18 protein-coding genes are annotated in these 20,453 nt (G+C 59.1%); 13 read left to right on the top strand and 5 right to left on the bottom strand.

Annotated elements, in window-relative coordinates; genetic code table 11:
• Positions 1-6 precede the first annotated feature (6 nt).
• Genes CAI21_RS03455 through CAI21_RS03445 form a run of 3 tightly spaced genes read right to left on the bottom strand, consistent with a single transcriptional unit; the run spans position 7 to position 2,821 of the window.
• A complete protein-coding gene (locus CAI21_RS03455; RefSeq protein WP_116301006.1) occupies positions 7-888 on the bottom strand; it encodes an MlaD family protein in 882 nt (293 codons plus the stop codon).
• The gene (locus tag CAI21_RS03450) at positions 873-1,655 is read right to left on the bottom strand and encodes an ABC transporter ATP-binding protein (RefSeq protein ID WP_116301005.1); all 783 of its coding nucleotides are present in this window, start codon (positions 1,653-1,655) and stop codon (positions 873-875) included. Before CAI21_RS03450 ends, CAI21_RS03455 begins: the two co-directional genes overlap by 16 nt.
• A gap of 2 nt (positions 1,656-1,657) precedes the next feature.
• Entirely contained in the window at positions 1,658-2,821 is a 1,164-nt protein-coding gene (locus tag CAI21_RS03445) for an MlaE family ABC transporter permease (RefSeq protein ID WP_258867967.1), read from the bottom strand.
• Positions 2,822-2,967: 146 nt separating this feature from the next.
• On the opposite strand from CAI21_RS03445, the gene CAI21_RS03440 reads away from it, so the two are divergent.
• From CAI21_RS03440 to CAI21_RS03395, 10 genes are all read left to right on the top strand, one after another.
• Complete coding sequence (locus CAI21_RS03440; protein ID WP_116301004.1) at positions 2,968-3,267, top strand: YfiM family lipoprotein; 300 nt, start codon at positions 2,968-2,970, stop codon at positions 3,265-3,267.
• A 248-nt stretch (positions 3,268-3,515) separates the two neighbouring features.
• The gene (locus tag CAI21_RS03435; protein ID WP_116301003.1) at positions 3,516-4,055 is read left to right on the top strand and encodes a Na+/H+ antiporter subunit E; all 540 of its coding nucleotides are present in this window, start codon (positions 3,516-3,518) and stop codon (positions 4,053-4,055) included.
• Positions 4,052-4,243 (top strand): MrpF/PhaF family protein, encoded by a 192-nt coding sequence (locus tag CAI21_RS03430; protein ID WP_258868892.1) that lies wholly within the window; start codon positions 4,052-4,054, stop codon positions 4,241-4,243. Before CAI21_RS03435 ends, CAI21_RS03430 begins: the two co-directional genes overlap by 4 nt.
• A 126-nt stretch (positions 4,244-4,369) precedes the next feature.
• On the top strand, positions 4,370-4,627 hold the full coding sequence (locus CAI21_RS03425) for a cation:proton antiporter (RefSeq protein ID WP_258867966.1): 258 nt from the start codon (positions 4,370-4,372) through the stop codon (positions 4,625-4,627).
• On the top strand, positions 4,627-4,893 hold the full coding sequence (locus tag CAI21_RS03420) for a Na(+)/H(+) antiporter subunit B (RefSeq protein WP_116301002.1): 267 nt from the start codon (positions 4,627-4,629) through the stop codon (positions 4,891-4,893). The genes CAI21_RS03425 and CAI21_RS03420 overlap by 1 nt, the downstream gene beginning before the upstream one ends.
• The gene (locus CAI21_RS03415; RefSeq protein WP_116301001.1) at positions 4,886-5,551 is read left to right on the top strand and encodes an MnhB domain-containing protein; all 666 of its coding nucleotides are present in this window, start codon (positions 4,886-4,888) and stop codon (positions 5,549-5,551) included. The genes CAI21_RS03420 and CAI21_RS03415 overlap by 8 nt, the downstream gene beginning before the upstream one ends.
• Complete coding sequence (locus tag CAI21_RS03410) at positions 5,548-5,853, top strand: sodium:proton antiporter (RefSeq protein WP_116301000.1); 306 nt, start codon at positions 5,548-5,550, stop codon at positions 5,851-5,853. The genes CAI21_RS03415 and CAI21_RS03410 overlap by 4 nt, the downstream gene beginning before the upstream one ends.
• Before the next feature lie 2 nt (positions 5,854-5,855).
• Positions 5,856-7,319, top strand: a complete 1,464-nt coding sequence (locus CAI21_RS03405; protein ID WP_116300999.1) for a complex I subunit 5 family protein — start codon at positions 5,856-5,858, stop codon at positions 7,317-7,319.
• Positions 7,316-8,815, top strand: coding sequence for a proton-conducting transporter transmembrane domain-containing protein (locus CAI21_RS03400; protein WP_116300998.1), 1,500 nt, complete (start codon positions 7,316-7,318; stop codon positions 8,813-8,815). Before CAI21_RS03405 ends, CAI21_RS03400 begins: the two co-directional genes overlap by 4 nt.
• Positions 8,812-10,452 carry a proton-conducting transporter transmembrane domain-containing protein gene (locus tag CAI21_RS03395; protein WP_116300997.1) on the top strand — a complete coding sequence of 547 codons (1,641 nt, stop codon included), beginning with the start codon at positions 8,812-8,814 and terminating at the stop codon, positions 10,450-10,452. Before CAI21_RS03400 ends, CAI21_RS03395 begins: the two co-directional genes overlap by 4 nt.
• Here the strand turns inward: CAI21_RS03395 and CAI21_RS03390 are convergent.
• On the bottom strand, positions 10,401-10,928 hold the full coding sequence (locus tag CAI21_RS03390; protein WP_116300996.1) for a DUF488 domain-containing protein: 528 nt from the start codon (positions 10,926-10,928) through the stop codon (positions 10,401-10,403). The genes CAI21_RS03395 and CAI21_RS03390 overlap by 52 nt on opposite strands.
• A 20-nt stretch (positions 10,929-10,948) precedes the next feature.
• On the bottom strand, positions 10,949-12,172 hold the full coding sequence (locus tag CAI21_RS03385) for a lytic murein transglycosylase (RefSeq protein WP_116300995.1): 1,224 nt from the start codon (positions 12,170-12,172) through the stop codon (positions 10,949-10,951).
• Positions 12,173-12,508: 336 nt separating this feature from the next.
• On the opposite strand from CAI21_RS03385, the gene CAI21_RS03380 reads away from it, so the two are divergent.
• The 3 genes from CAI21_RS03380 (at position 12,509) to CAI21_RS03370 (ending at position 20,238) form a co-directional block, all read left to right on the top strand.
• Positions 12,509-16,264 carry a DUF6701 domain-containing protein gene (locus tag CAI21_RS03380; RefSeq protein WP_116300994.1) on the top strand — a complete coding sequence of 1,252 codons (3,756 nt, stop codon included), beginning with the start codon at positions 12,509-12,511 and terminating at the stop codon, positions 16,262-16,264.
• Positions 16,265-16,416: 152 nt separating this feature from the next.
• The gene (locus tag CAI21_RS03375) at positions 16,417-19,122 is read left to right on the top strand and encodes a sensor domain-containing phosphodiesterase (RefSeq protein ID WP_116300993.1); all 2,706 of its coding nucleotides are present in this window, start codon (positions 16,417-16,419) and stop codon (positions 19,120-19,122) included.
• 597 nt (positions 19,123-19,719) lie between these two features.
• A complete protein-coding gene (locus CAI21_RS03370; protein ID WP_116300992.1) occupies positions 19,720-20,238 on the top strand; it encodes a bactofilin family protein in 519 nt (172 codons plus the stop codon).
• The last annotated feature ends 215 nt before the right edge of the window (positions 20,239-20,453 follow it).

The raw sequence follows: 20,453 nt of genomic DNA, 5'->3' as shown, positions 1-20,453 counted from the left end.
CTCGTTTTACTCGCCGGGGCCTGGCTCAGGTTGCGGCCGGCCGAAAATCAGCATTTCGGGTTGCTCGCTAAGTTCTTCGCTTAGCCTCGATAGGCGATCGGCTAGCGCATAGACTTCTTCCAGCGTCCGGTGCATTTGCGGCAGACTGCCTTGGGTAATGTCGTCGAGGCCGCTGCGACTGACCGCGGCCGTTTGCGCGATTTCGTTCAAGGCTTGTTCGGCGGCTCTCAAAGTCGGGGTGAGCTGTTCGCTGGCATCGGTGCCGGAAGCGAGCAGCCGTTCGGTCTGCTGTAGGCTTCGCTCCAGGGTGTCGCGGTTGTCGGCCAGCACACGGGTGAAGGCTTCTAAGTTGCTTAGCGTTTGTTGGGCGGCGTCGATATTCTCCGGCGCAAATAATAAGGAAATTTGGCCGGTGAGTTCGTCCAGCGCTTCCAAGCTGGTGGTCATCGCATTTTCCATACGAGAGAGAAGAGACGGCCCGCTGGCGATCACCGGATACGGCTCGCTCGGCAGTTCCCGCGGTGGCGGCGCTTGACGGCTGCCGCCGGTGATTTCGACCTGAGCAATGCCGGTGAAACCTTGCATGCGTAATACCGCGACAGAATCCGCTCTTAGCGGCGTGTTGGGTTCGATTTCCAGAATCACGTGTACGGTGTTGGGGCGGTCGGGGATGAGCCGCATTTCGGCGACGCGGCCGACCTCTACGCCGCGGTAGGTTACCGTTGCATTTCTGTTTAGCCCCGCTACCGACTCGGCAAAATACACCGAATAGCGTTGATATTCGCGAGTAGCGATGTCGGCGCCTAGCCACAGTGCGGCACCGATGGTTAACGCCCCGAACAGGAGCACGAAGAAGCCGACGGCAATGTAGTTTATGCGGGTTTCCATGCTCTCTCCTGTGCCTGCTGCATGCGCTTGCCGTGGAAGTAAGCACGAATGTCGGGGTGATCGATACGTGCTAACTCGGCGGCGGGGGCGACCTGCAGAACCTTTTTCTCACCTAAAAACGCGACGCGGTCGGCAATGCGCCAGAGAGAGTCGGGGTCGTGCGTTACCATAACGATGGTCAAGTCCAGTAACGTTTTCAGTTCCATAATGAGATCGTCGAAGTCGGCGGCACCAACCGGGTCGAGGCCGGACGTCGGTTCGTCTAGAAATAGCAGCTTAGGGTCCAGCGCCAGCGCACGTGCCAGTGCCGCACGTTTAATCATCCCGCCGCTGAGTTCGTCCGGATATTTGTTGGCTGCACTGGCGGGAAGTCCGGCCAGTTCGAGTTTTAATAAGGCAATGTCGCGTCGTAGCGCCGGCCCGAGTGCGGTGTGCTCCCGTAGCGGAAAATCGATGTTTTCCCGCACCGTTAACGAGGTAAACAAGGCGCCGTGCTGAAACATGACGCCGAGCCGACTGCGTAGCCGGATCAGTTCCGGTTCGGAAAGCGCGTTTACATCCGTGTCGAAGAGGCGGATGCGACCCCGGCTGGGTTTTGCGAGCAGAATCAGTTCTCGCAGTAGCACCGTCTTACCGGAGCCGCTGCTGCCAACGATAGCTAAGGTCTCGCCACGCCGTACCGTAAGCGTTAGGTCCCGGTGTACGACCTGCTCGCCAAAGCGCGTTTCGATATCGAGCGCTTCCAATACGTGCGGATTAATGGGCATGGTTATAGGTCCAGCATGCTAAAGACGATGGAGAACAAGGCATCGGCCGTGATGACGAGAAATATGCCTTGTACGACGCTGACGGTTGTCGCCCGACCCACGCTCTCGGCGCTGCCTTCGACGCGAAAGCCGTAATAACAACCGGTTAAGGCGATAATGCAGGCGAATATGGGGGTTTTAATCATACCTACCCAAAAATGGCTGTTAGCCAGACTTTCCGGCATTCGACGGAGGAAGGTTTGGTAATCCACGCCGAAGAGGCTATCGGCGATTAACATGCCGCCGAAGATGCCGACGGCGGTAGCGAACAGGCTGAGTAGAGGCAGGGCGACGATTAAACCGATGAGCTTGGGTAGGGCGAGTACTTCGTACTGGCTCACGCCCAGGGAGCGCAAAGCATCGATCTCGTCGGTGATGCGCATGGTGCCGATTTGCGCTGCGTAAGCCGAACCGGTACGGCCGGCAACGATAATGGCGGTAAGCAGCGGCCCCATCTCGCGCAGCATGGTGATCGCCACAAGTTCTACTAGAAAAATGTTAGCCCCATACTGTTCCAGGGGGATACCGCCTTGATAAGCAATGACAACCCCCATGAGAAAGGCTAATAGGCCAACGATCGGCAGTGCCGAAACCCCGGCTTTATAGATTTCGGCGATGATCTGACGACCGCGAATCTGCCAAGGTCGTAGTAACCGCGGCAACGTATCCAGCGTGAATTCGCCGATGAAGCTCAGAAAATCGGCGGCGCCAAACAGGATTTTTACGCTAGACTTGCCTAGCCGCTCGAGTATCCCCGGCTTTTGTTCGTCGGCTAATTGCTGCTCTGCGAAACGGCGCTGGATGAGCTCAAGCAACGCCCGATGGGCATGAGGCAGCCGCTTGCTATCAACCGCTTTATTATGGGCCCGGTAGTGCTCCAGAATACGGAATAGGAGCAGGGCGCCGGCGGTGTCCATATCGTGGACAGCTTGTGTGTTAAGTTGCCAACGAATGTCGTCCGGTAACGGCAGATCGCGAAAACGCCGATCAAGCGGGGCTAAGTGGTAGACGGTCCAGTTGCCCTCGCAGCACACTTGTTGTGTCTCTGGATCAAGCTTGAGCGTTGCCGGCATAACCGCTACCGTCGCCGGCGCCGAGCCGGATGTATAAGAGGCGGAGCTGGACATGTTTCCCCACAGGTTCGCTATTCTTCGATCCCTCTAGCCCCACGGCGGAGGCGGGGATACTTAGTGTTTCTCTTGTTGTTCCAGCCCTTAAAATGGGGGTCGTCGACCGAGGGATAAAGGGAGTCGTAGCGTGAGTAGAGGGAGTTATGTTGCTTAAGTTATTGTCTAGTAATAAGAAAACGATGCTGTTGGGAGTGTTGCTAAGTGCGTTGGCAGGCTGTGCCACGCCGCCGGATCGACGCGACGATTGGTTCTCCCAAGATAAATTCTTGCACTTCGCGGTGGCTAGCGGCATTAGTGCCGCGGCGACCAAATACCAGGTGGATAACGATGCCGACGATAGCCTCGCGCGGCAGCGCGCGGTGTTATTCACCATGACCTTAGGCACCGGTAAAGAGCTGTACGATCAGGAAGTGAGAGGGCGTTTTTTAGTTGGCGGGATATGACATGGAACTTCGCCGGAGCCCTGTTCGGAAGCTATCTAATGACCTTTTAGACGCTAATGGCCGCTGCGCGTTTCCATGCCCCGGGGACTGACGCGGCCATGATTTTCCTCCTCTACGGCCATTCCGAGTTACGCGTATCGTCCCAACGTAATACTTTGTAGACGACGCCAGACACGCGAGTTTGGCGTTTGAGCAGCAGTATCGACAAGAAGTCAGCGCAATAGCGTTGAAGGGGCGTAAGCGGGGTGATGCGCGAGTTAGCTAAAGTGCTGCGCAGGTCCCGGCGGCGGTATCCGATTGCTTGGTCGAGTTGGTTGCGTAGCGCGCTCTTGCGCTCTTGCTCGATGGCTTTCGTCTGGTTCGCGTTCACGGGGTGGCAGCTATCGGCGCTACGTTACGGGGTGCCGATTGTCGTTGGGGTCGCCGCACTAAGTTTATGGATGTTACCGCCACGGCCGCGGCAGTCGGTTTATTGGCGGGTAATCGTTCTGGTCCCCATCCTCTTCTGGTATTCGTTGGTCGGAGGGTTCGACGTTGCCCAGCGTGCTTTCCGTCCTAGCATGCCGATTCGCCCCGATTTCATTCAGGTCCGCTTACGCAGCCCCAAGGGAGCGGCGGCGATCGTACTCGCCTATGTCGTCACCTTGTTGCCCGGTACCTTGGTGGCCACCGTCAGGGTGCGTAGTTTCGAGTTACACGTAATCGATACCGAGATGGCCAACGTGGCGATGTTACGCCGCGTCGAGGCCCTGTTGCGCTGGGCATTGGAAGCCAAGAGGAAGCGATGACGGAATTTTATCTGGGTGTGGCTTTCTTCCTGTTGCTCAATGTTGCGCTCGGCTTACGCCGCATCGCCCGAGGGCCGACGGCGGCCGACCGTATGCTCTCGGCGCAATTGTTTGGCACGACTGGCATCGCGATGATTCTCTGCTTGGCGTTGCCAGCGGCGAGCGAGCCGCTTTCGACGTCGCCTTAGTGCTCGCGTTATTAGCACTGCTGGTGGTGCTTGCTTTCGTTCACCGGTTGCGCGAAGCCGTCGCCTCAGCGGGGGAGGACGAGCGATGAGCTGGAATCTCTACACCGTTGTTCTGTTAAGCCTCGGTTGCGTTTTTTTGCAGCCGGCACCTTGGGGTTGTTGCGTTTTCCAGACGTATTCACTCGCTTACATGCCTTGACCAAAGCGGACAACTTGGGGCTCGGGTTGATCGTGCTCGGCTTACTGCCGCAAGTCGGCGAAGCCGGTCTGGCGATAAAAATGCTGATTGTTTGGGGGCTCGCCTTGGCGGCCGCGGCTTGCGCGGCTCACATCGTCGCTCGCGCCGCGCTCGATGCCCGTATCAAACCCTGGAGGCGGGAGTGATGGCGGTCGCGTTCGATATTTTGCTCGGAGGTCTGCTGCTCATGTCGGCCTGGGCGGCGTTGGCCGGCGCGGATTTATTCCGCAACGTGGCTTTTATGATCGTGTTCGGTGTCTTGATGGCACTTGCTTGGTTACGCCTGCAAGCGCCCGATGTGGCGTTGGCGGAAGCCGCGGTGGGTGCGGGCATCACCGGTGTGTTGCTGATTGTCGCCCTGGCTAGGGTGCGGCGCTCGCTAGCCGCTCGCGTAAGGAGGCCGGATGAGTAGAGCGTTTACCTGTGTCTTTCTGATCTTGGCACTAGCCGTTGGTGGCTTATTAGCGAAGGTTGGGCTAGACATAGAGCCACATGGCGGATTACAGCCGTGGATCGCCGAGTATCTGACGGCAAGCGGTGTCGATCACCCCGTAACCGCCGTGCTGCTCAATTTCCGTAGCTGGGATACCTTACTTGAAGTGGGGGTTTTGGTGCTGGCCGTCTTGGCGGCGCGTGCGGTTCAGGGGGAACCGACCGAGTACGAACAGACCGCGGTGCTCAGCCCGCTCATCGTATGGGTGTTGCCGCGTTTGTTGTTAGTGGCCGTGTTAATGGCAGCGTACCTGTTCTGGGCGGGTACGGAGCGCTCCGGCGGCGCGTTCCAAGGCGGGACCGTATTGGCCGCGGCAGGCATTCTGCTGCTGTTGGGCCACCGTTTGCGGCAGGCACCGCAAGGTGCCGCTTGGCGATTGGTGATAAGTGTCGGCCTCCTGACGTTTCTTGCCATCGGTGCCTTGGTGGCGCTGGCGGGTTTTAACCTACTGGCTTATCCGCCCGCTTGGGCGACGGGATTAATCATCGCGATCGAGGTTGTACTCACGGTATCGATCGGCGCTTGTTTTCTCGATCTCGCAGCCATTGTTCACAGCGAGCGGGAGGGCGTGGCGTGAGTGAAGCGGTTTTTGCGCTGGTCGGGGCTTTGCTGTTTGCGTGGGGGCTGTTCGGCCTGTTTGCCTATCGTCACCTCATACGCCGTATTATCGCGGCGAAAATCGCCACGAGCGCCGTGTTTTTGCTGATTATTGCGTTAGCACGGGTGCCTGGGCAGGGCGTGACCGATCCGGTGCCGCAAGCATTAGTGCTGACTGGGATTGTGATTTCGATCTCCTTGGCCGCCTTTGCGCTGGTTCTAGCCTGCCGGTTCATAGAGCTTACCGGCGAGAGCGATCTTGACGAGGACGGAAGGGGGTGAGCGTGAGTCCCGAGGTGTGGTTGCTCGGGGTGTGCGCGTTGCCGCTGCTAGCGGCGCCTACGGTATACGTGCTCGGTCCGCGCTGCTTGCCGTTGTTGCCGATGGCGGTGAGCGCGAGCGTGCTCGTTAGTGCCGTGGCGCTGTGGTTTCGCTTCGTCGAGAAAGGAGCTTGGACGTATGCGTTGGCAGGTTGGGATGCGCCCTTGGGCATCCTTTGGCGAGTCGATGCGACAAGCTTGCTCATGATTATAGCCACGGCCTTAGTCGCGCTCCTGGTGGCGTTGTTTAGCCAGGAAGAAGAAGCGGCGATGGGCGGCTCGAAGCGGGCGGTCGTGTTTTGGCCGTTGTTTCTATTCCTCCTAGGCTCTCTCAACGCGCTGTTTTTATCGGGCGATATTTTCAATATCTATGTAAGCCTGGAGTTGGTGAGCCTGGCCGCCGTATCGATGGTGGTTTTGGGCGGTTCCGTCGCGGCATTGCGTGCCGCGATGCGCTACTTGCTGATCGCACTGGCCGGGTCCATGAGCTATTTGCTTGGAGTCGGGTTGCTCTATGCGCTCTTTGGAACGCTGGACGTGGGTTTGCTTGCAGAGCGGATGGAGCCGGTCGCGGCGGCTCGCTTTGCGTTCGTTCTGATGGCCGTTGGGTTGTTGGCGAAAACCGCGCTGTTTCCGCTCCATGTCTGGTTGCCGCCGGCGCACTCCAGCGCGCCGACAGCGGCCAGCGCTTTATTGTCGGCGCTGGTCGTCATGGGCTCGATGTACTGGTTGCTTCGACTCTGGCTTGAGGTGTTTGCACCTATTATGCCGGTGGCGTTCGCTCAATTGCTGGGGGCGTTAGGCGCGTTGGCGGTGTTGTGGGGCTCGGCGATGGCGTTGGTGCAGCGTCGCTTAAAGCTGTTAGTGGCGTACTCCACGATCGCTCAGTTTGGCTACGTGTTGCTTCTGCTGCCGCTAACGCAGTCGATGGCCGCGGCGGCTGCCTGGAGCGGCGGTTTATGGCTGTTGCTTTCGCATGCATTTGCGAAAAGCGCGATGTTCTTGGCGGCCGGGTTGATTCTTCACGCCCGCCGGCGTGACTACCTGAGCGATGTGGTCGGGGCCGCTAGCCAGCTGCCGATGGCTGTCTTCGCGCTAGGTTTGGCTGGGCTTACCCTGATGGGTTTGCCGCCGAGCGGCGGTTTTGTTGCCAAATGGTTGCTGCTGGAAGCCAGTATCAGTAGTGGTCAGTGGTGGTGGGTATTGGTCCTGATCGGCGGCGGCTTTCTGGCGGCGGGTTATGTCTTTTCGGTGCTCAAACCGGCCTTTCGTGGCCCAAGGGGGGCTGCACAGTTTGCGCCGGTGCCGCATTGGCCGCAAGCGGTGTGTCTTGCGATGGCCGTTATTTCGGTTCTGATGGGCTTATATCCCGCTCCTTTTCTGGAGTGGCTTGCGCTTGCCGCCGGGGGCGCGGGAGGTGGCGGGTGAACGGAAGCGCATTGCTACCTCTGCTGCTGTTGCTCAGCTCCCTGATTCCTGCATTGCTCATCTTCGCGCTGCGCGAACCGCAAGCCGTCGCCCGCAACTGCATTAACTTGACCGGCGCGGTGGTGAAGTTGGCATTGGTGGCGGGCGTGCTTTGGGGTGTCTACCGCGGTTGGCGTTTCGAGTTCGCCTACGAGTTGTTGCCCGACGTTGCGTTTAGCTTGCGGATCGACGCGCTGGCCATGTTGTTCGTGACCTTATCCGCCGTTTTATGGTTATTAACGACCGTATACGCCATCGGTTATCTGGCGGGAACGCCGAATCAACGGCGCTTTTTCGGTTTCTTCAGCCTTTGCGTAGCCGCTACCGTTGGCATTGCCCTGGCCGGCAACCTGTTTACCTTCTTTTTGTTCTACGAATTGTTGACCCTGTCTACCTATCCGTTGGTCGTTCACCGCGGTAATCGCGCATCGTTGCAGGCCGGCCGCATTTATCTAGCCTACACGGTGGCGGGCGGGGCGGTGTTGTTGGTAGGTATTGCCTGGTTGTACGTGCTGGTTGGGCCTGTCGGTTTCGTCGAGCAGGGTGGGGCCTTACGTGGGGTGAGCGAGGAGCTGTATCCCGCGCTGAGGTGGATTTTTGTGCTGCTGGTGGCCGGCTTTGCGGTCAAGGCGGCGTTGGTGCCTCTGCATATCTGGTTACCGATGGCGATGGTTGCCCCGGCGCCGGTTAGTGCTTTGCTGCACGCCGTCGCGGTAGTCAAAGCCGGTGCGTTCGGCATCGTCAGGGTCATTTACGACGTGTATGGGATAGACCTGGCGAGGACGCTGGATCTTGGCAGCGGCTTGCTGCTCGTTACGGTGGCAACGATTGTCTACGGCTCTTTGCGCGCTTTGCAACAAGACGACCTGAAGCGCCGTTTGGCGTATTCCACGGTGAGCCAACTTTCCTACATCGTGCTTGGCGCAAGCATCCTCACGCCGGCTGCGATTGTCGGCGCTTTGGTGCACTTGGTGCATCAAGGCGTGATGAAAATTACCTTGTTCTTTTGCGCCGGCATTTTTGCCGAGACGCTTGGCGTCCACAAAGTCAGCGAGCTGAACGGTATCGGTCGCCGCATGCCGTGGACGATGACGGCCTTCACCATTAGCGGCTTCGGCATGATGGCGCTGCCGCCAACCGCAGGATTTATCAGCAAGTGGTATTTGGGCCTGGGGGCTGTGCAGGGCGGCTATGACTGGGTGCTCTTTGTGCTGCTTTTAAGCGGTTTGCTGAACGCCGCGTACTTCCTGCCGGCGATCTACCGCGGTTGGTTCGGTCGGCGCGAAGGCGAATGGCCGCACGAGCGATACCAACAGCGGTTGGAAACGAAAGCAAGCCTTTTAGTCCCGCCGTTGGTAACGGCTGCTCTAACCCTGTTCTTCGGTCTGTTCGCCGGCTGGGTGTTGAGTCCTTTGTATTGGGCGGAGCTGATCGCTCAACTGGAGATGGGCCGATGAGTGTGGTGCTGTTGACGGTTGTGCTGGTGCCTTTAGTGCTAGCGATCGCCGTGTGTAGCGGCCGCACCTGTCAGTGGGCCGCGCGACTGCTGCCTTATGCCTCTTGGCCCGCATTACTGACGGCGGTGTTCGGCGCCGAGGGGAGCGTGGTTTATTCGCCTATCTTGTTTGGCTTACTGCTGGGTTTGGATGAGCTAGGTCGCATATTCCTGGGGTTTACCGCTTTGGTGTGGACGGCGGCCGGCTTCCATTTGCGCTCGGCCGGATTGCCGGTGTCGAGCTTTGTCGAGCGGCGTTTCGTATTCTGCTATTTGCTCGCCATGGTGGGCAATTTAGGCGTGATGCTGGCATTTGGCGGGCCTGGGTTTTACTTGTTCTTTGCCCTGCTCAGCCTAGCCGGGTACGGCTTGATCGTTACCGATCGAGAGCCGCAAACGCGTCGTGCGGGGCGGATTTATGTCATTCTGGCGCTATTTAGCGAATTAATGATCTTAGCCGGTTTTATTTTCCTCGCGGCCGGTCGCAGCGGTCCGTTTCCCGCCGTCCTATTGTTCTTCGGCTTAGGTATTAAGCACGGGGTGTTGCCGTTGCATATGTGGTTACCTCTGGCGCACGGCATTGCGCCGCCGCCGGCGAGTGCTTTGCTGAGCGGTGTTTTGTTGAAAGCCGGAGCGATCGGGTGGTTGCGTTTTTTGCCGGAGACTGCGCCGGTGCTGGCGGAGTGGTCGGTAGCGATTATTGCTTTGGGGATGGCGGCGGCCGTGTTGGCAGCCTTAGTGGGGGCCGTTCAGACCAACCCGAAGATGATGTTGGCGTATTCCAGTATCAGCCAAATGGGTATTTTTACTGCTGGGTTCGGGATGGCTGTCGCCTCGCCGAGCTTGTGGCCTTTATTAGTGCCTGCCTTGGCGTTGTTCGCCTGTCAGCACGCTTTGGTAAAAGCCGCACTGTTCTTGGGCGTAGGCACCGACCGTGCGGCCAGGTCGGGGGGGTGGGTTTGGCCGGTACTGGGTTTGCTATCGCTGGCCTTGGTGGGTGCCCCGATGACGGCGGCGGCGATGGTTAAGTTGTGGTTTGACGGCTACTTGTCGACCCTTCCGGCGGTTGCCGGGGAGCTGTTGGCGGTAGCGTTACCGTTGACCACTGTTACCAGTACCTTGTTGATGTCTCGCTTTGTTTGGGCCTTACGCAAACCTCGTTCGAGTGCGGAGGGCGTCGGGCGAGGGTTGGCGAGCCCTGTGCCTTTTCTCGGCTTGACCGGTTTAGCGTTGCTGATACCGTGGTTGCTGGCGTGGTCGCTAAACCCCGAGGTGTTTTTACTCGCCTTTGCCGGCGCATCGCTATGGAAAACCTTGTGGCCCATGCTGGTGGGTGCGGCAACGGCATTGCTACTGGCGCGCTGGGCTGTGCGGTGGCGAATTCCTCCTGGCGATATCGTCGTGCCGTTGGAGTGGTTGGCCCATCATCTGAAACCGCCGGTATTGCCGGTGAGCGAGCACCGACCGCGTCACCGCTATTGGTTCCCGCCTATGCCTTGGCCGCAGATGGAAGCCTATTTGCGGCGGTCGCCGGTGACCGGGGTGATTTATATGCTCTGTATCCTGATTCTTGCGCTCGCGGCGGGCGTTGTCTTGTAAGGGGGCTTGGTTTTATCAGGTTTTTTTGGGGAGCGGGGCGGTGCTGGCGGGAGGCCGTTGTACTCCGGAAACTCGGCCATCATACAGGGCGAGGAATTCGGCGGGTTTGTTTCCTCCGGCGCCTCTTCCAAGCATTGTTTGAGGATGACCGCATGCGTGTAATGTCGCTCTCGGCTCGCGTAAACCAACGTGAGGCGCCGTTGCCTGGCTTGTTGCCGTAACGCCGCCAACTCGGCCGTATGAGCGGTAAGCTCGTCGCCGTAGCGGCGGCGGAATTCTTCCCACCGCTCAGGCTTATGATCGAACCAGCGGCGTAGTTCGGTGGAGGGGGCTAGCTGCTTTTCCCAGGCATCGATCGCGGCCCGTTCCCGGCTGACGCCGCGCGGCCAAAGACGGTCGATGAGAACGCGGTAGCCGTCCTTATCTGAGGCCGGTTCGTAAACGCGCTTAAGGACGATATCGGGTTTGTTGGCCAACGGGCATGTCCTCCTTCGGCTTAGGATGTACCTCGCAATTGCTCCAACAAGCGATAGTCCGGGTGGCCGTCGGCCGGTAGGTTTCGGCCTCGCTGAAACTCGCGAATAGCGGCTCGCGTTAGTCGCCCGGCAATGCCGTCGATGGGGCCGTCCAAGTAGCCTAAGTCGACCAGGCGCCGCTGGATTTCCTTAACGTCGTCACGACTGAGCGCTTGTTCCTGGCTCGGCGGTTGGGCTGCCAACGTGCCCATGCCGGCAATGCGATCGGCCAGATAACCAACAGAGAGCGCGTAATGGGTCGAGGCGTTCCAACGCAGGATGTGGCGGAAGTTGTCGTAGACGAGAAAGGCCGGACCGCGATGACCGGCCGGCAGTAGCAGGGAGGCTTCCAAATTGACTGACGGCAATGCGCTACCGTCAGTGCGGCGGACCCCAAGGCGCTGCCATTCGGCTAAGGTACGCCGCTCGTCGAGCCCCGCTGCGGACCAGTCGAAATTGTCCGGCAGGCTGACTTCCCGGCCCCAGCGTTGGCCGTCTTTCCAGCCCAGGCGGCTGAGGTAATTGGCCGATGACGCGAACGCATCGGGCAAACTGCCCCATAAATCCCGTCGGCCGCTGCCGTCGTAGTCGACGGCGTAAGCGGTGAAGGTGGTCGGCATGAATTGGGTATGGCCCATCGCGCCGGCCCAAGAGCCGCGCAGGTCGCTCGGGCTAAAGCCGTCTTCCTCGACGATGCGAAGCGCGTGGATTAGCTGCTCGCTAAAAAACGCTTCCCGTCGGCCTTCGCAGGCGAGGGTTGCTAGCGCATCGAATACGGGGGTGCGGCCGAAAAAGGAGCCGTAGTTCGTTTCCATACCCCATAAGGCGACGATGTATTCGGGCCGTACGCCGTACTCGGCGTGAATCTTGTCGAGCAGCTCGCGGTGCTCGGCGAGAAGGCGGCGGCCGCGTTCGACGCGCTCTTGAGTGGCTCGCCGCTCGAAATACTGCCAGAACGTTTGGATGAGTTCCGGCTGTTGGCGGTCCAGCTCGACGATCCGCGGGCGATAATTAATGGTGGGAAAGACTTTGTCCAAAGTCCCGTTTTGAAGCCCCGCGCTCACGGCCTGAGCGCGTAACCGATCAAGACAGTTGGCAAATTCGGCTTCCGGATCGCTGTCTGCCCAAACGGCGCTGGGAATGCTAAGGGCGAGTGCCAGGGGCAGCAAGAAACGGAAAGGGGCTTTCGTAGTACGGTGTTGCATTGGGACGGTCCTTGGGAAAGCGAGGTCCTTGATCGAAACGTTAAGCAATACCCGTTGCGGTGGGGGCCGGCGTAGCATCGCCTCGTACTTCCATATAACGGTGCAGCGCACATTGTGTCGCTACATGCGTGCCGAAACGGTTAACCGTTTATCAGTTACGGTAGATGAATCCCGTTGCATTTAGATTATCCTAATGCCCGGCGTAGCCCGGCTGTATATGATTAACTTGTACAGCCGGCGAGCCGGGTTTTCAATGTTCGATTGCAAGGACGGCGATGTCGCTGTACGGCGTCGGTACCGGTAAAGCATGGATGCTGCCCAAGGGGAGAGCAGGCCGTGCGGAACGAGTGGGCGGAAAAACCGAAGCGAGCGCCGTTTAGAGCGCGACTGCAGCGCTGGCAAGCGGCTGCTGTGCTTCTCGTTTTAACGGCGCTAGCACTAATGGCTCCGGCTTATGCGGGTATCGAATTCATCGGTGCGACTACCGCGAACCCCTATCAAGAGCCCTCGCCCGGTAGCCACACCTTTACCGTTACGCGCCCGCAGGATCTTGAGCCGGGCGATGTCTTGGTAGCGCAGCTGGCCTTTGTCGGCGGCGATAGCGTCCATCTTCAGCGTGCGCCGAGAGATTGGCTGCCGATTGCGGATGAGCGCTTCGGCGACGATATCGGCCAACTGGCCTTTTATCACGTGGTTCAAGCCGGCGGGCCGAGTAGCGATAACTGGACGCTTCGTTATCCTGGCGGGCCAACCGATGAGCGGTTGGCCCGTAACGTGGTGGTGACTGTCGTCGCTTATCGTGGCGTCGACGCCGAGAACCCGATTGCCGATGTGCGGGCACGAAGCGCCAACCCGCCTTTTGCCAATTGCGGCATCTTCCCGCCTTATTGGTGCAATGTATCGGCCCCTTCGGTAACGGCGGGCGAGGCTAATAGCCATCTGATCGGTCTGTATGCGTCGTTAGGGGCGCAAGCGTTTCGCCCGCCGAATAGCATGACGCGGCGAGCCGAGCGAGGGCCTTCGGGTGCCGAACAGTTGGCTGCGCTGGCTGTCGACGAGGCTTTGCCTCAGGCCGGTGCCACGGGAGCGCGTAACGCTCAGGTGCGCGTCGGATACAACAGTTACCGGCCTAATGTGGGGCTCTTGCTGGTGCTGCGCTCGGCCTTGCCGCCCGAGTATGCCTGTACGGTCGATAACTTCGGGCGCGCGGAGCTGGGGCCGGATTGGATGGTGCAGCATTCGACCGGTGGTTTCGGCAGCCCGCGGATCGTGAACGGGCGGCTGCGTCTGACCGATGCCAGTCCGGATGTCGCGACGGCAGCGATGTTGCGCCGTTATTTTCCGGCGGCCGGCAATTATCTGGTGATCGAATTCGATCATTATGCCTATGGCGGTAGCGGCGAATCGACAGGCGGCGACGGCATAGCCGTCGTGCTTTCCGATGCCGACGTCAATCCGCATCCGGGCGGTTACGGCGGCTCGCTCGGTTATGCGCAGCGTGCCGGTATCGCTGGTTTTGCCGGCGGTTGGCTTGGAATCGGGATCGACGAGTACGGTAACTTCTCTAATCCGACGGAAGGACGGCAAGGCGGTCCGGGGCGGATAACGCATGCTGTCGCGGTGCGCGGCTCCGGCGAGGGCGCAGAGGGTTATCGTTACTTAGCGGGTGCGGGCAGTTTGGCACCGCCGGTATCGGCGGCCGGCAGTTCGGCGCCGGCGCCCGGGTATCGGTATCGGATTACGATCGACATGCGGCAGCCGGGGGAGGCGTGGTTGCGGGTCGAACGCGACACGGGCAACGGTTTCCGAACGGTGATCGACGCTACTGAGGTTGTGCGCGCCTTCGGACAAGCGGACGTGCCTGCAACGCTACGTTTAACCTTAACCGGAGCTACGGGCGATAGTACCAATATTCACGAATTGGATAACGTCAGTATATGCGGGGTATCCGAGCCCGAGCGGGCGCGAGTGAATCACTTTCAACTTGAGCACAGCGGTACGGGGTTAACGTGCGAGGCCTCGGATGTTGTGGTCAGAGCCTGCGCCAACCCCGACTGCAGCGATGTCGTGCAAGAGCCGATCGGCGTGCGCTTAGCGCCCGCTGCCGGCTGGGAAGATGGGGCTGCCGTGACGTTGGTTGACGGTGTCGGAACGTTTCGCTTCCGCCGTCCTGAGCCAGGGGCGGTGACGCTAGGCGTGAGCGATTCGGAGCCGGAGGCGCGCTATGCCATCGATTGCATCGGCGGCTCCGCAGGCTCGCCTTGCGCCTTGCAGTTCGAGGATGCGGTGTTTCGCTTCCTCGATGAAGAAGGGCGGCAACGGTGGCCGACGCAAATTGCCGGCAAGTTCTCCGATGAGGGAGCGGGTGCGGCCAACCTTTATCTACAAGCTCTACGTACCGACGAACAAACCGGCGCCTGCCGCGGCGTTTTCGCCGCCGGGGAGGAAGTGGCGGTGGAGCTTGCCTCGCGGTGTGCGAATCCCGCTGGCTGCTTGCCAGGCAAACGGCTCGAAGTGCGTGGCGGCAGCGGTAGTGCTTACTTAATACCCAACCCGGAAAATGGCGGGCACTTCGCCAGTGTTCCCTTGCGTTTCGAAGCCGAGTCGCGGGCGCCGTTAGCGGTACGATACGACGACGTCGGTCAGTTACAGCTTGCGGTCCGTTATCCGCTTGTCGACGCAGAGGGGGAGCCGACGGGGCGTTTTATGGGCGGTATGAGCGAGCCGTTTGTCGTTCGCCCGTTCGGCTTTTATCTTGATGCGGGCGATGCTGTGCAAGTGGCCGGCGAGGCGTTTTCGGTGTCGATGACGGCAGTTGCGTGGTCGCCCGCCAAGGACGACGGCAGCGGCCATCCCCAGCCGACGGCGGATTTATCGACGTTATCGAGGTTGGCCGGTTACGGTCGCGCCGGTACCGCCCCGTTGCCGCAGTTTAGTCATGAGCTGTTGGCGCCAAGCAGCGGCGCCATCGGCGAGCTGCGGGTGGACGACCCCGGCGCCTTTTCGGCTGGGCAGGCTGAGGCTCGGTTGGCCTGGAGCGAGGTCGGCAGAGTAGGCATCGATGTCGAGATAGCGGATTATCTCGGCGGCGGCGCGCCGGTGCGCGGTTATTTGCGCGATGCCGGGCGTTTTCGGCCGGCGGCGTTCGCGGTGTCGGCCCCAAGCCTTACCGATCAGAGCGAATGGCCCGGTTGCGAAAGCCCCGGTTTTACCTACATGGGGCAGCTTTTCGAGCTCGGCTTTACCCTCACCGCATTAAACCGAGGTGGCGAGCGTACGCGTAACTACCGCGACGAGTTCGCCCGTTTGGATCCCAGCAACGCCGCTCATTTGAGTATTGCGGCAGCGAACGTGACGGAAGGCGAGCCGTTATTGCCGTTAAGCGAGCGTTTGCGCGTGTTCGAGGTCAATCCGAACGGCGAGTACTGGCGAGAAGGGCTGCTTGATGTGCTCAGCCGTCTGAGCCTAGATAGAAACGACGCACCGGACGGTCCGTTGCGCGACTTTACGGTGGGTGTGGCGCCCATCGATGCCGACGGCGTCACCGTGTCGTCGACGCAGCGGGATTTCGACAGCACAGGCGACAGCAGTAACGACAGCGTGCGGTTGGCGGCAAGCGAGCAGCGTTATGGCCGTTTGCGGGTGCTAAATACCTACGGTTCGGAGCGCGACGCACTCCCGCTCTCGCTACGGCTGGAATATTTCGACGGTCGCGCCTTTGTGCGCAATATCGACGACGACTGCACGCCCTTTAGTGCCGACGCACTAACCGTGATTGCTGCCGCCTCGCCGCCGGCAGTACAACCGCCGTTACGGCAGGACGATATCGTAGCCAGCGGCGGCGGTACCGTACTGCGCGGGTTGGCACCGGCGGAGGAGTCTTTGCTGCTGCAAGTGACCGCCGATAGCTCTGACGGCGAGCGCAAGTCCGGTTGGGCGACTGTCGTTTTTCAACTGGAGCCGCAAGGCCTGCCATGGTTAGCTTACGATTGGAGCGGCGATGGCACATACGACGACAACCCTCAAGCCGAAGCGACTTTCGGTATTTACCGGGGGCCTGACCGTTTGCTTTTTCGCCGCGAGTTGTATTGAGTAAGCGCCGGCGCAACACGCTCTTACTGGGACGGCGGCGGAAGTTGGCTGCTGTCGGCGGTGGAATAGTGGCCTCTCAAGGGTTATAAAGCGTTATCGCCGTCCCTACCTAGCGTCTATGTGAAAAAGTAATTGGCGGCATACACAGGCGCATGACCGGGGCATCTTCGGACAGCCGGCTTAATAGCGATGGCGAAGCAGCTCGCCTAGAGGTTGTCGAGCAATATCGCAAGCTGCGCATTGAGCAGGACCAGGGGCTTAGCGAACTCGTTGGTCTGGCGGCTCAGGTCTGCGATGCGCCGATGGCGCTGATTACCCTGGTCGGCGAAGAACGGCAGTGGTTCAAGGCTTCTTTTGGAACGTTCATGGAGGAAACGGCACGGGAAGCTTCATTTTGCGTGCACACGTTAACGTGCAATCGCTTACTCATTGTGCCCGATACCCGCCAAGATCCCCGCTTTGCCGAGAATCCGTTAGTTGTAGGAGAGCCGCATATCGTCTTCTATGCCGGTATGCCGCTGATCGATTCGAATGGCGTACATTTGGGCGCGTTATGCGTCGTCGATTACAAGTCGCGTGATTTGACTACGACCCAAAGAGAGGCATTACGTAGTCTCGGTCAGTATGCAATGACACAGCTGGAAATCCGTTATGAACTTGGCAGGCTGGAGCGTCGGCTTACTGCGAGCGAAGCCGGCGACGGGGACGGCAGCGGCTCCAGGGACAACAACGAAAAGCGCGCCGATAGCCCAACCCGGCATTTGAGTGAGGCGCTAGAACGGGAGGCGTCGACTCGTTTGGAAGTCGAACGTAAGTTACGCAACGAGCGGGATTTCTCCGATCAGCTAATCAACAGCTTGCCGGGAATATTTTATCTCTTGGACAAGCATGGTCGGATGGTGCGCTGGAACCGAGCGGCGGAGTTGGCAACCGGTAGGAGCGGCAATGAACTGTGCGGGCGGCCCGCGACGGATTTCTTTGCACCCGAAGAGCAGATGCGGATAAAAGCCAGCCTGTTCGAGGGATTGGACGAAGGGTATACGTATGTTGAGGCCGAGCTACGTCATCGCGACGGTTCGTCCTGTCCTTATTATTTTGGCAGTCGACGGGTGCAGCATGATGGCAAGGACTATATTGCCGGCCTCGGGATCGATATTAGCGCGCGCCGAGCCATAGAGGATCGGTTGCGTCTTTGGGAGCGGGCGATCGAGGCGAGCGTCGATGCGATTGTCATTACCGAGCACGGCGGCGGCGATAACGTTATTGTCGATGTTAATCCCGCCTTCGAGCGTATTACCGGCTATACCAGAGAAGAAGTATTAGGTCGGGACCCGCGCTTTTTACAGGGAACGAACGATAAGCAGGTTGAGTTGGAGCATATCCGGCATGCTTTACGCGACCTGAGCGAAGGCGTTGCGGTTATCCGAAATTATCGCAAGGACGGTAAGCCGTTCTGGAACTCGATGAAGGTCGCGCCGGTGCGGGATGCCCACGGCACAGTCACGCATTTTGTGGGGATTATTAGCGATATAACCGCATCGCGCTATTACCAAGAACAGTTGGAATACCGCTCGAATCACGATGTGCTTACCGGCTTGGCTAACCGCAATTTGCTTCGCGACAGGTTGTGGCAGGCGATTGCTTATGCGCAACGCTATGGCGGTAGCGTTACCACCGTCTTAATCGACTTGGACCACTTCAAGCTCATTAACGAAAGTTTAGGGCACCAAGTCGGAGACCAGTTGCTGCTGGATTTGTCAAAGCGTCTCAAGGCCTTGCTCGGCGAGGGCGATACCCTGGCGAGGCCGGGGGGCGACGAGTTCATGCTCGTGCGCTACGAGCCGAGCGAGAAGGTCAATATCTCGCTATTGCGCGATATGTTGACGGAGGTGTCGAAACCGATACAGCTTGCCGATCGGGAGCTGATACTCACCTGTAGCCTGGGCGTTAGCGTGTACCCGCAAGACGGTGAGGACCCTGATACCTTACTGCGCAATGCCGATGCTGCGATGTACCAGGCTAAAGAAGCAGGACGGAATAATATTCGGGTTTTCAAATCTGAGATGAACGCTCAAGTGACGGAGCGTTTAAACCTGCAAACGCGGTTACGGCGGGCGGTCGATCAGGGGGATTTCGAACTGGTTTATCAGCCGCAGATCGATTTGCTGACCGGCAGCGTCGTGGGGTTGGAGGCGCTGTTGCGGTGGCGTTTAGAAACCGGAGAGTGGGTGCCGCCGGATGCGTTCATCCCGATCGCCGAAGAAACCGGGCTGATCGTACCGATCGGCGAGTGGGTGCTCATCAATGCTTGTCAGCAAAATTATCATTGGCAGCGGGCAGGTTTTCCGGCGGTGCCGGTAGGGGTAAATTTGTCGGCGCGGCAATTCAGCGACCCGGAACTACTCGATAGGGTCAGGCGGGTGCTCTCGCAAACCGGGTTAGACGGTTCGATGCTGGAGGTGGAACTGACCGAAAGCGCATTCATGCATAATGTCGAAGAGGGCATTAACACCTTGAACGCGCTCAAGGAGCTCGGTGCTCGGCTGGCCGTGGACGATTTCGGTACCGGTTACTCTAACCTTAGCTATTTGAAGCGTTTTCCCGTGGATCTGCTGAAAATCGACCAGTCGTTTGTGCGCGATATTACGACCGATCCGGGCGATGCCGCGATCACGCAGGCGGTAATTTCCTTAGGCCATAGCTTGAACCTGAAAGTAATCGCCGAAGGCGTCGAGACGCTGGAGCAGCATGAATTCCTGCGTAAACACGCCTGCGACCAGCTACAGGGCTATTACTTTAGCCCGCCTCTGCTTGCTCGCGATGTGCCTGCCGTCATTCGACAACAGGGGTGGGCCTAAAAAGGTTTCGTACACAGCTCGGTCCTGCTTTGGCAGGGGGCGAGGCGTTGGTTGTGCGAGGGTTTCTCTGCTAGCGGGTCTGTTATTACGGTCGATCCTTATTGTCTAAATCCTCCCTATTTTGCGAGTCGGGTCTCAATTGGATACTGTGCGTTACCGTCTCGGCTTAAGTCCTACCGAGCTAGGCCGATAAGGCTGGGGGACGAGGAGTATTCCGCGATCTGCCCCAGTCATGAGTTTATGCTAAGGGCCGGAGCAGGTATAAAGAGAGGGCTAATCGTCAAAGGCGCTCGTTAAGGAAAATCGAATTCTCATGTCTCGGATGAGGCGATACGGTTAACGACAGGCTGAACGAACAGCCAGCTTTCGATAAGGACGATTAAATTGTCCGTGGCGTACCGCCGAAGAGACAGGGTATGGTCGCGATTCCTTAAGGCGATAAGGATTTTATGAGGCGCAGGTGCCTGTTTTCTCGGTGTCGCAACGTGATCTACGTCACGTTGCGACGACCGACACATAACCCGGCAGTTTCTTGGGTTATGTTGATCGGGGTAAGCCCGCAACCAATGCGCATCAGAATTTGGAGGACCGTAGGCAATGGGTTTCCTTCGTAAGAGGAACGACGGTGAAAACGTTAATCTAGGAACCACCGTTATATCTCAGGGCACGAAGTTCGTCGGCGAACTGACCCTGGACGCAAAACTGCATATCGATGGCCACTTCGAAGGCAACGTGACGTCTTCGAACGATGTTTCCATCGGTTCGACCGGTCATTTCGAAGGCACCATCGTTGCCAAGAATATGTTGGTCAGCGGCTATGCCCGAGGCAAGTTCGAGTGCGATTGCTTAGAGATCATCGAAACCGGACGCGTGTTCGGCGACGTGGTCTCCGAGGACTTTGTCATCGAATCCGGCGGCCGTTTTGTTGGCGGCAGTCGTTCTCGTGGCGACGAGCCGGTGCCTCAGCTAAGCCATTCCGGGCAGGGCAAAGACACGGCTTCGGAGAAGGCCGACAAGCCGGAAGATAAGGCGAAGGCCCAAGCCGGTGCCCGCGCTGCAGCCGCCAAGAAAGACGAGCGTGCGGAAGAAGAAAAAGCGGAAGTCAGCTCGTTTTGATCCGCTGGTTGGCGCTGAGCGATAAAGCTCGGCGCCAACGTGCTCTTGCTTTATTACTCTTCTTTACGGCCTATGGCCCAAGCGCCCGTCTTGGTCTGACCGAGGCCGGCGGTTCGTGGGGCCGGCAATAACGACGAATATCTCCCGAATGCGCATGCAACGCTATCGTTAGCGGCAGCAAGCCGCCGGCGTATTGTTGTAGCCGGCGGCACGGG

It is taken from the genome of Alkalilimnicola ehrlichii (genome assembly GCF_003399765.1).
Taxonomy (GTDB): Bacteria; Pseudomonadota; Gammaproteobacteria; order Nitrococcales; family AK92; genus AK92.
The sequence above is the reverse complement of the archived record's forward strand: the minus strand, read 5'-3'. Positions and strand labels throughout refer to the sequence as shown.

Coding starts and splice junctions, on each gene's coding strand:
- CAI21_RS03430 (WP_258868892.1), top strand. CDS start 4,052: ATGACGGAATTTTATCTGGGTGTGGCTTTCTTCCTGTTGCTCAATGTT.
- CAI21_RS03370 (WP_116300992.1), top strand. CDS start 19,720: ATGGGTTTCCTTCGTAAGAGGAACGACGGTGAAAACGTTAATCTAGGA.
- CAI21_RS03440 (WP_116301004.1), top strand. CDS start 2,968: ATGTTGCTTAAGTTATTGTCTAGTAATAAGAAAACGATGCTGTTGGGA.
- CAI21_RS03385 (WP_116300995.1), bottom strand. CDS start 12,172: ATGCAACACCGTACTACGAAAGCCCCTTTCCGTTTCTTGCTGCCCCTG.
- CAI21_RS03435 (WP_116301003.1), top strand. CDS start 3,516: ATGCGCGAGTTAGCTAAAGTGCTGCGCAGGTCCCGGCGGCGGTATCCG.
- CAI21_RS03375 (WP_116300993.1), top strand. CDS start 16,417: ATGACCGGGGCATCTTCGGACAGCCGGCTTAATAGCGATGGCGAAGCA.
- CAI21_RS03455 (WP_116301006.1), bottom strand. CDS start 888: ATGGAAACCCGCATAAACTACATTGCCGTCGGCTTCTTCGTGCTCCTG.
- CAI21_RS03395 (WP_116300997.1), top strand. CDS start 8,812: ATGAGTGTGGTGCTGTTGACGGTTGTGCTGGTGCCTTTAGTGCTAGCG.
- CAI21_RS03415 (WP_116301001.1), top strand. CDS start 4,886: ATGAGTAGAGCGTTTACCTGTGTCTTTCTGATCTTGGCACTAGCCGTT.
- CAI21_RS03450 (WP_116301005.1), bottom strand. CDS start 1,655: ATGCCCATTAATCCGCACGTATTGGAAGCGCTCGATATCGAAACGCGC.
- CAI21_RS03445 (WP_258867967.1), bottom strand. CDS start 2,821: ATGTCCAGCTCCGCCTCTTATACATCCGGCTCGGCGCCGGCGACGGTA.
- CAI21_RS03420 (WP_116301002.1), top strand. CDS start 4,627: ATGGCGGTCGCGTTCGATATTTTGCTCGGAGGTCTGCTGCTCATGTCG.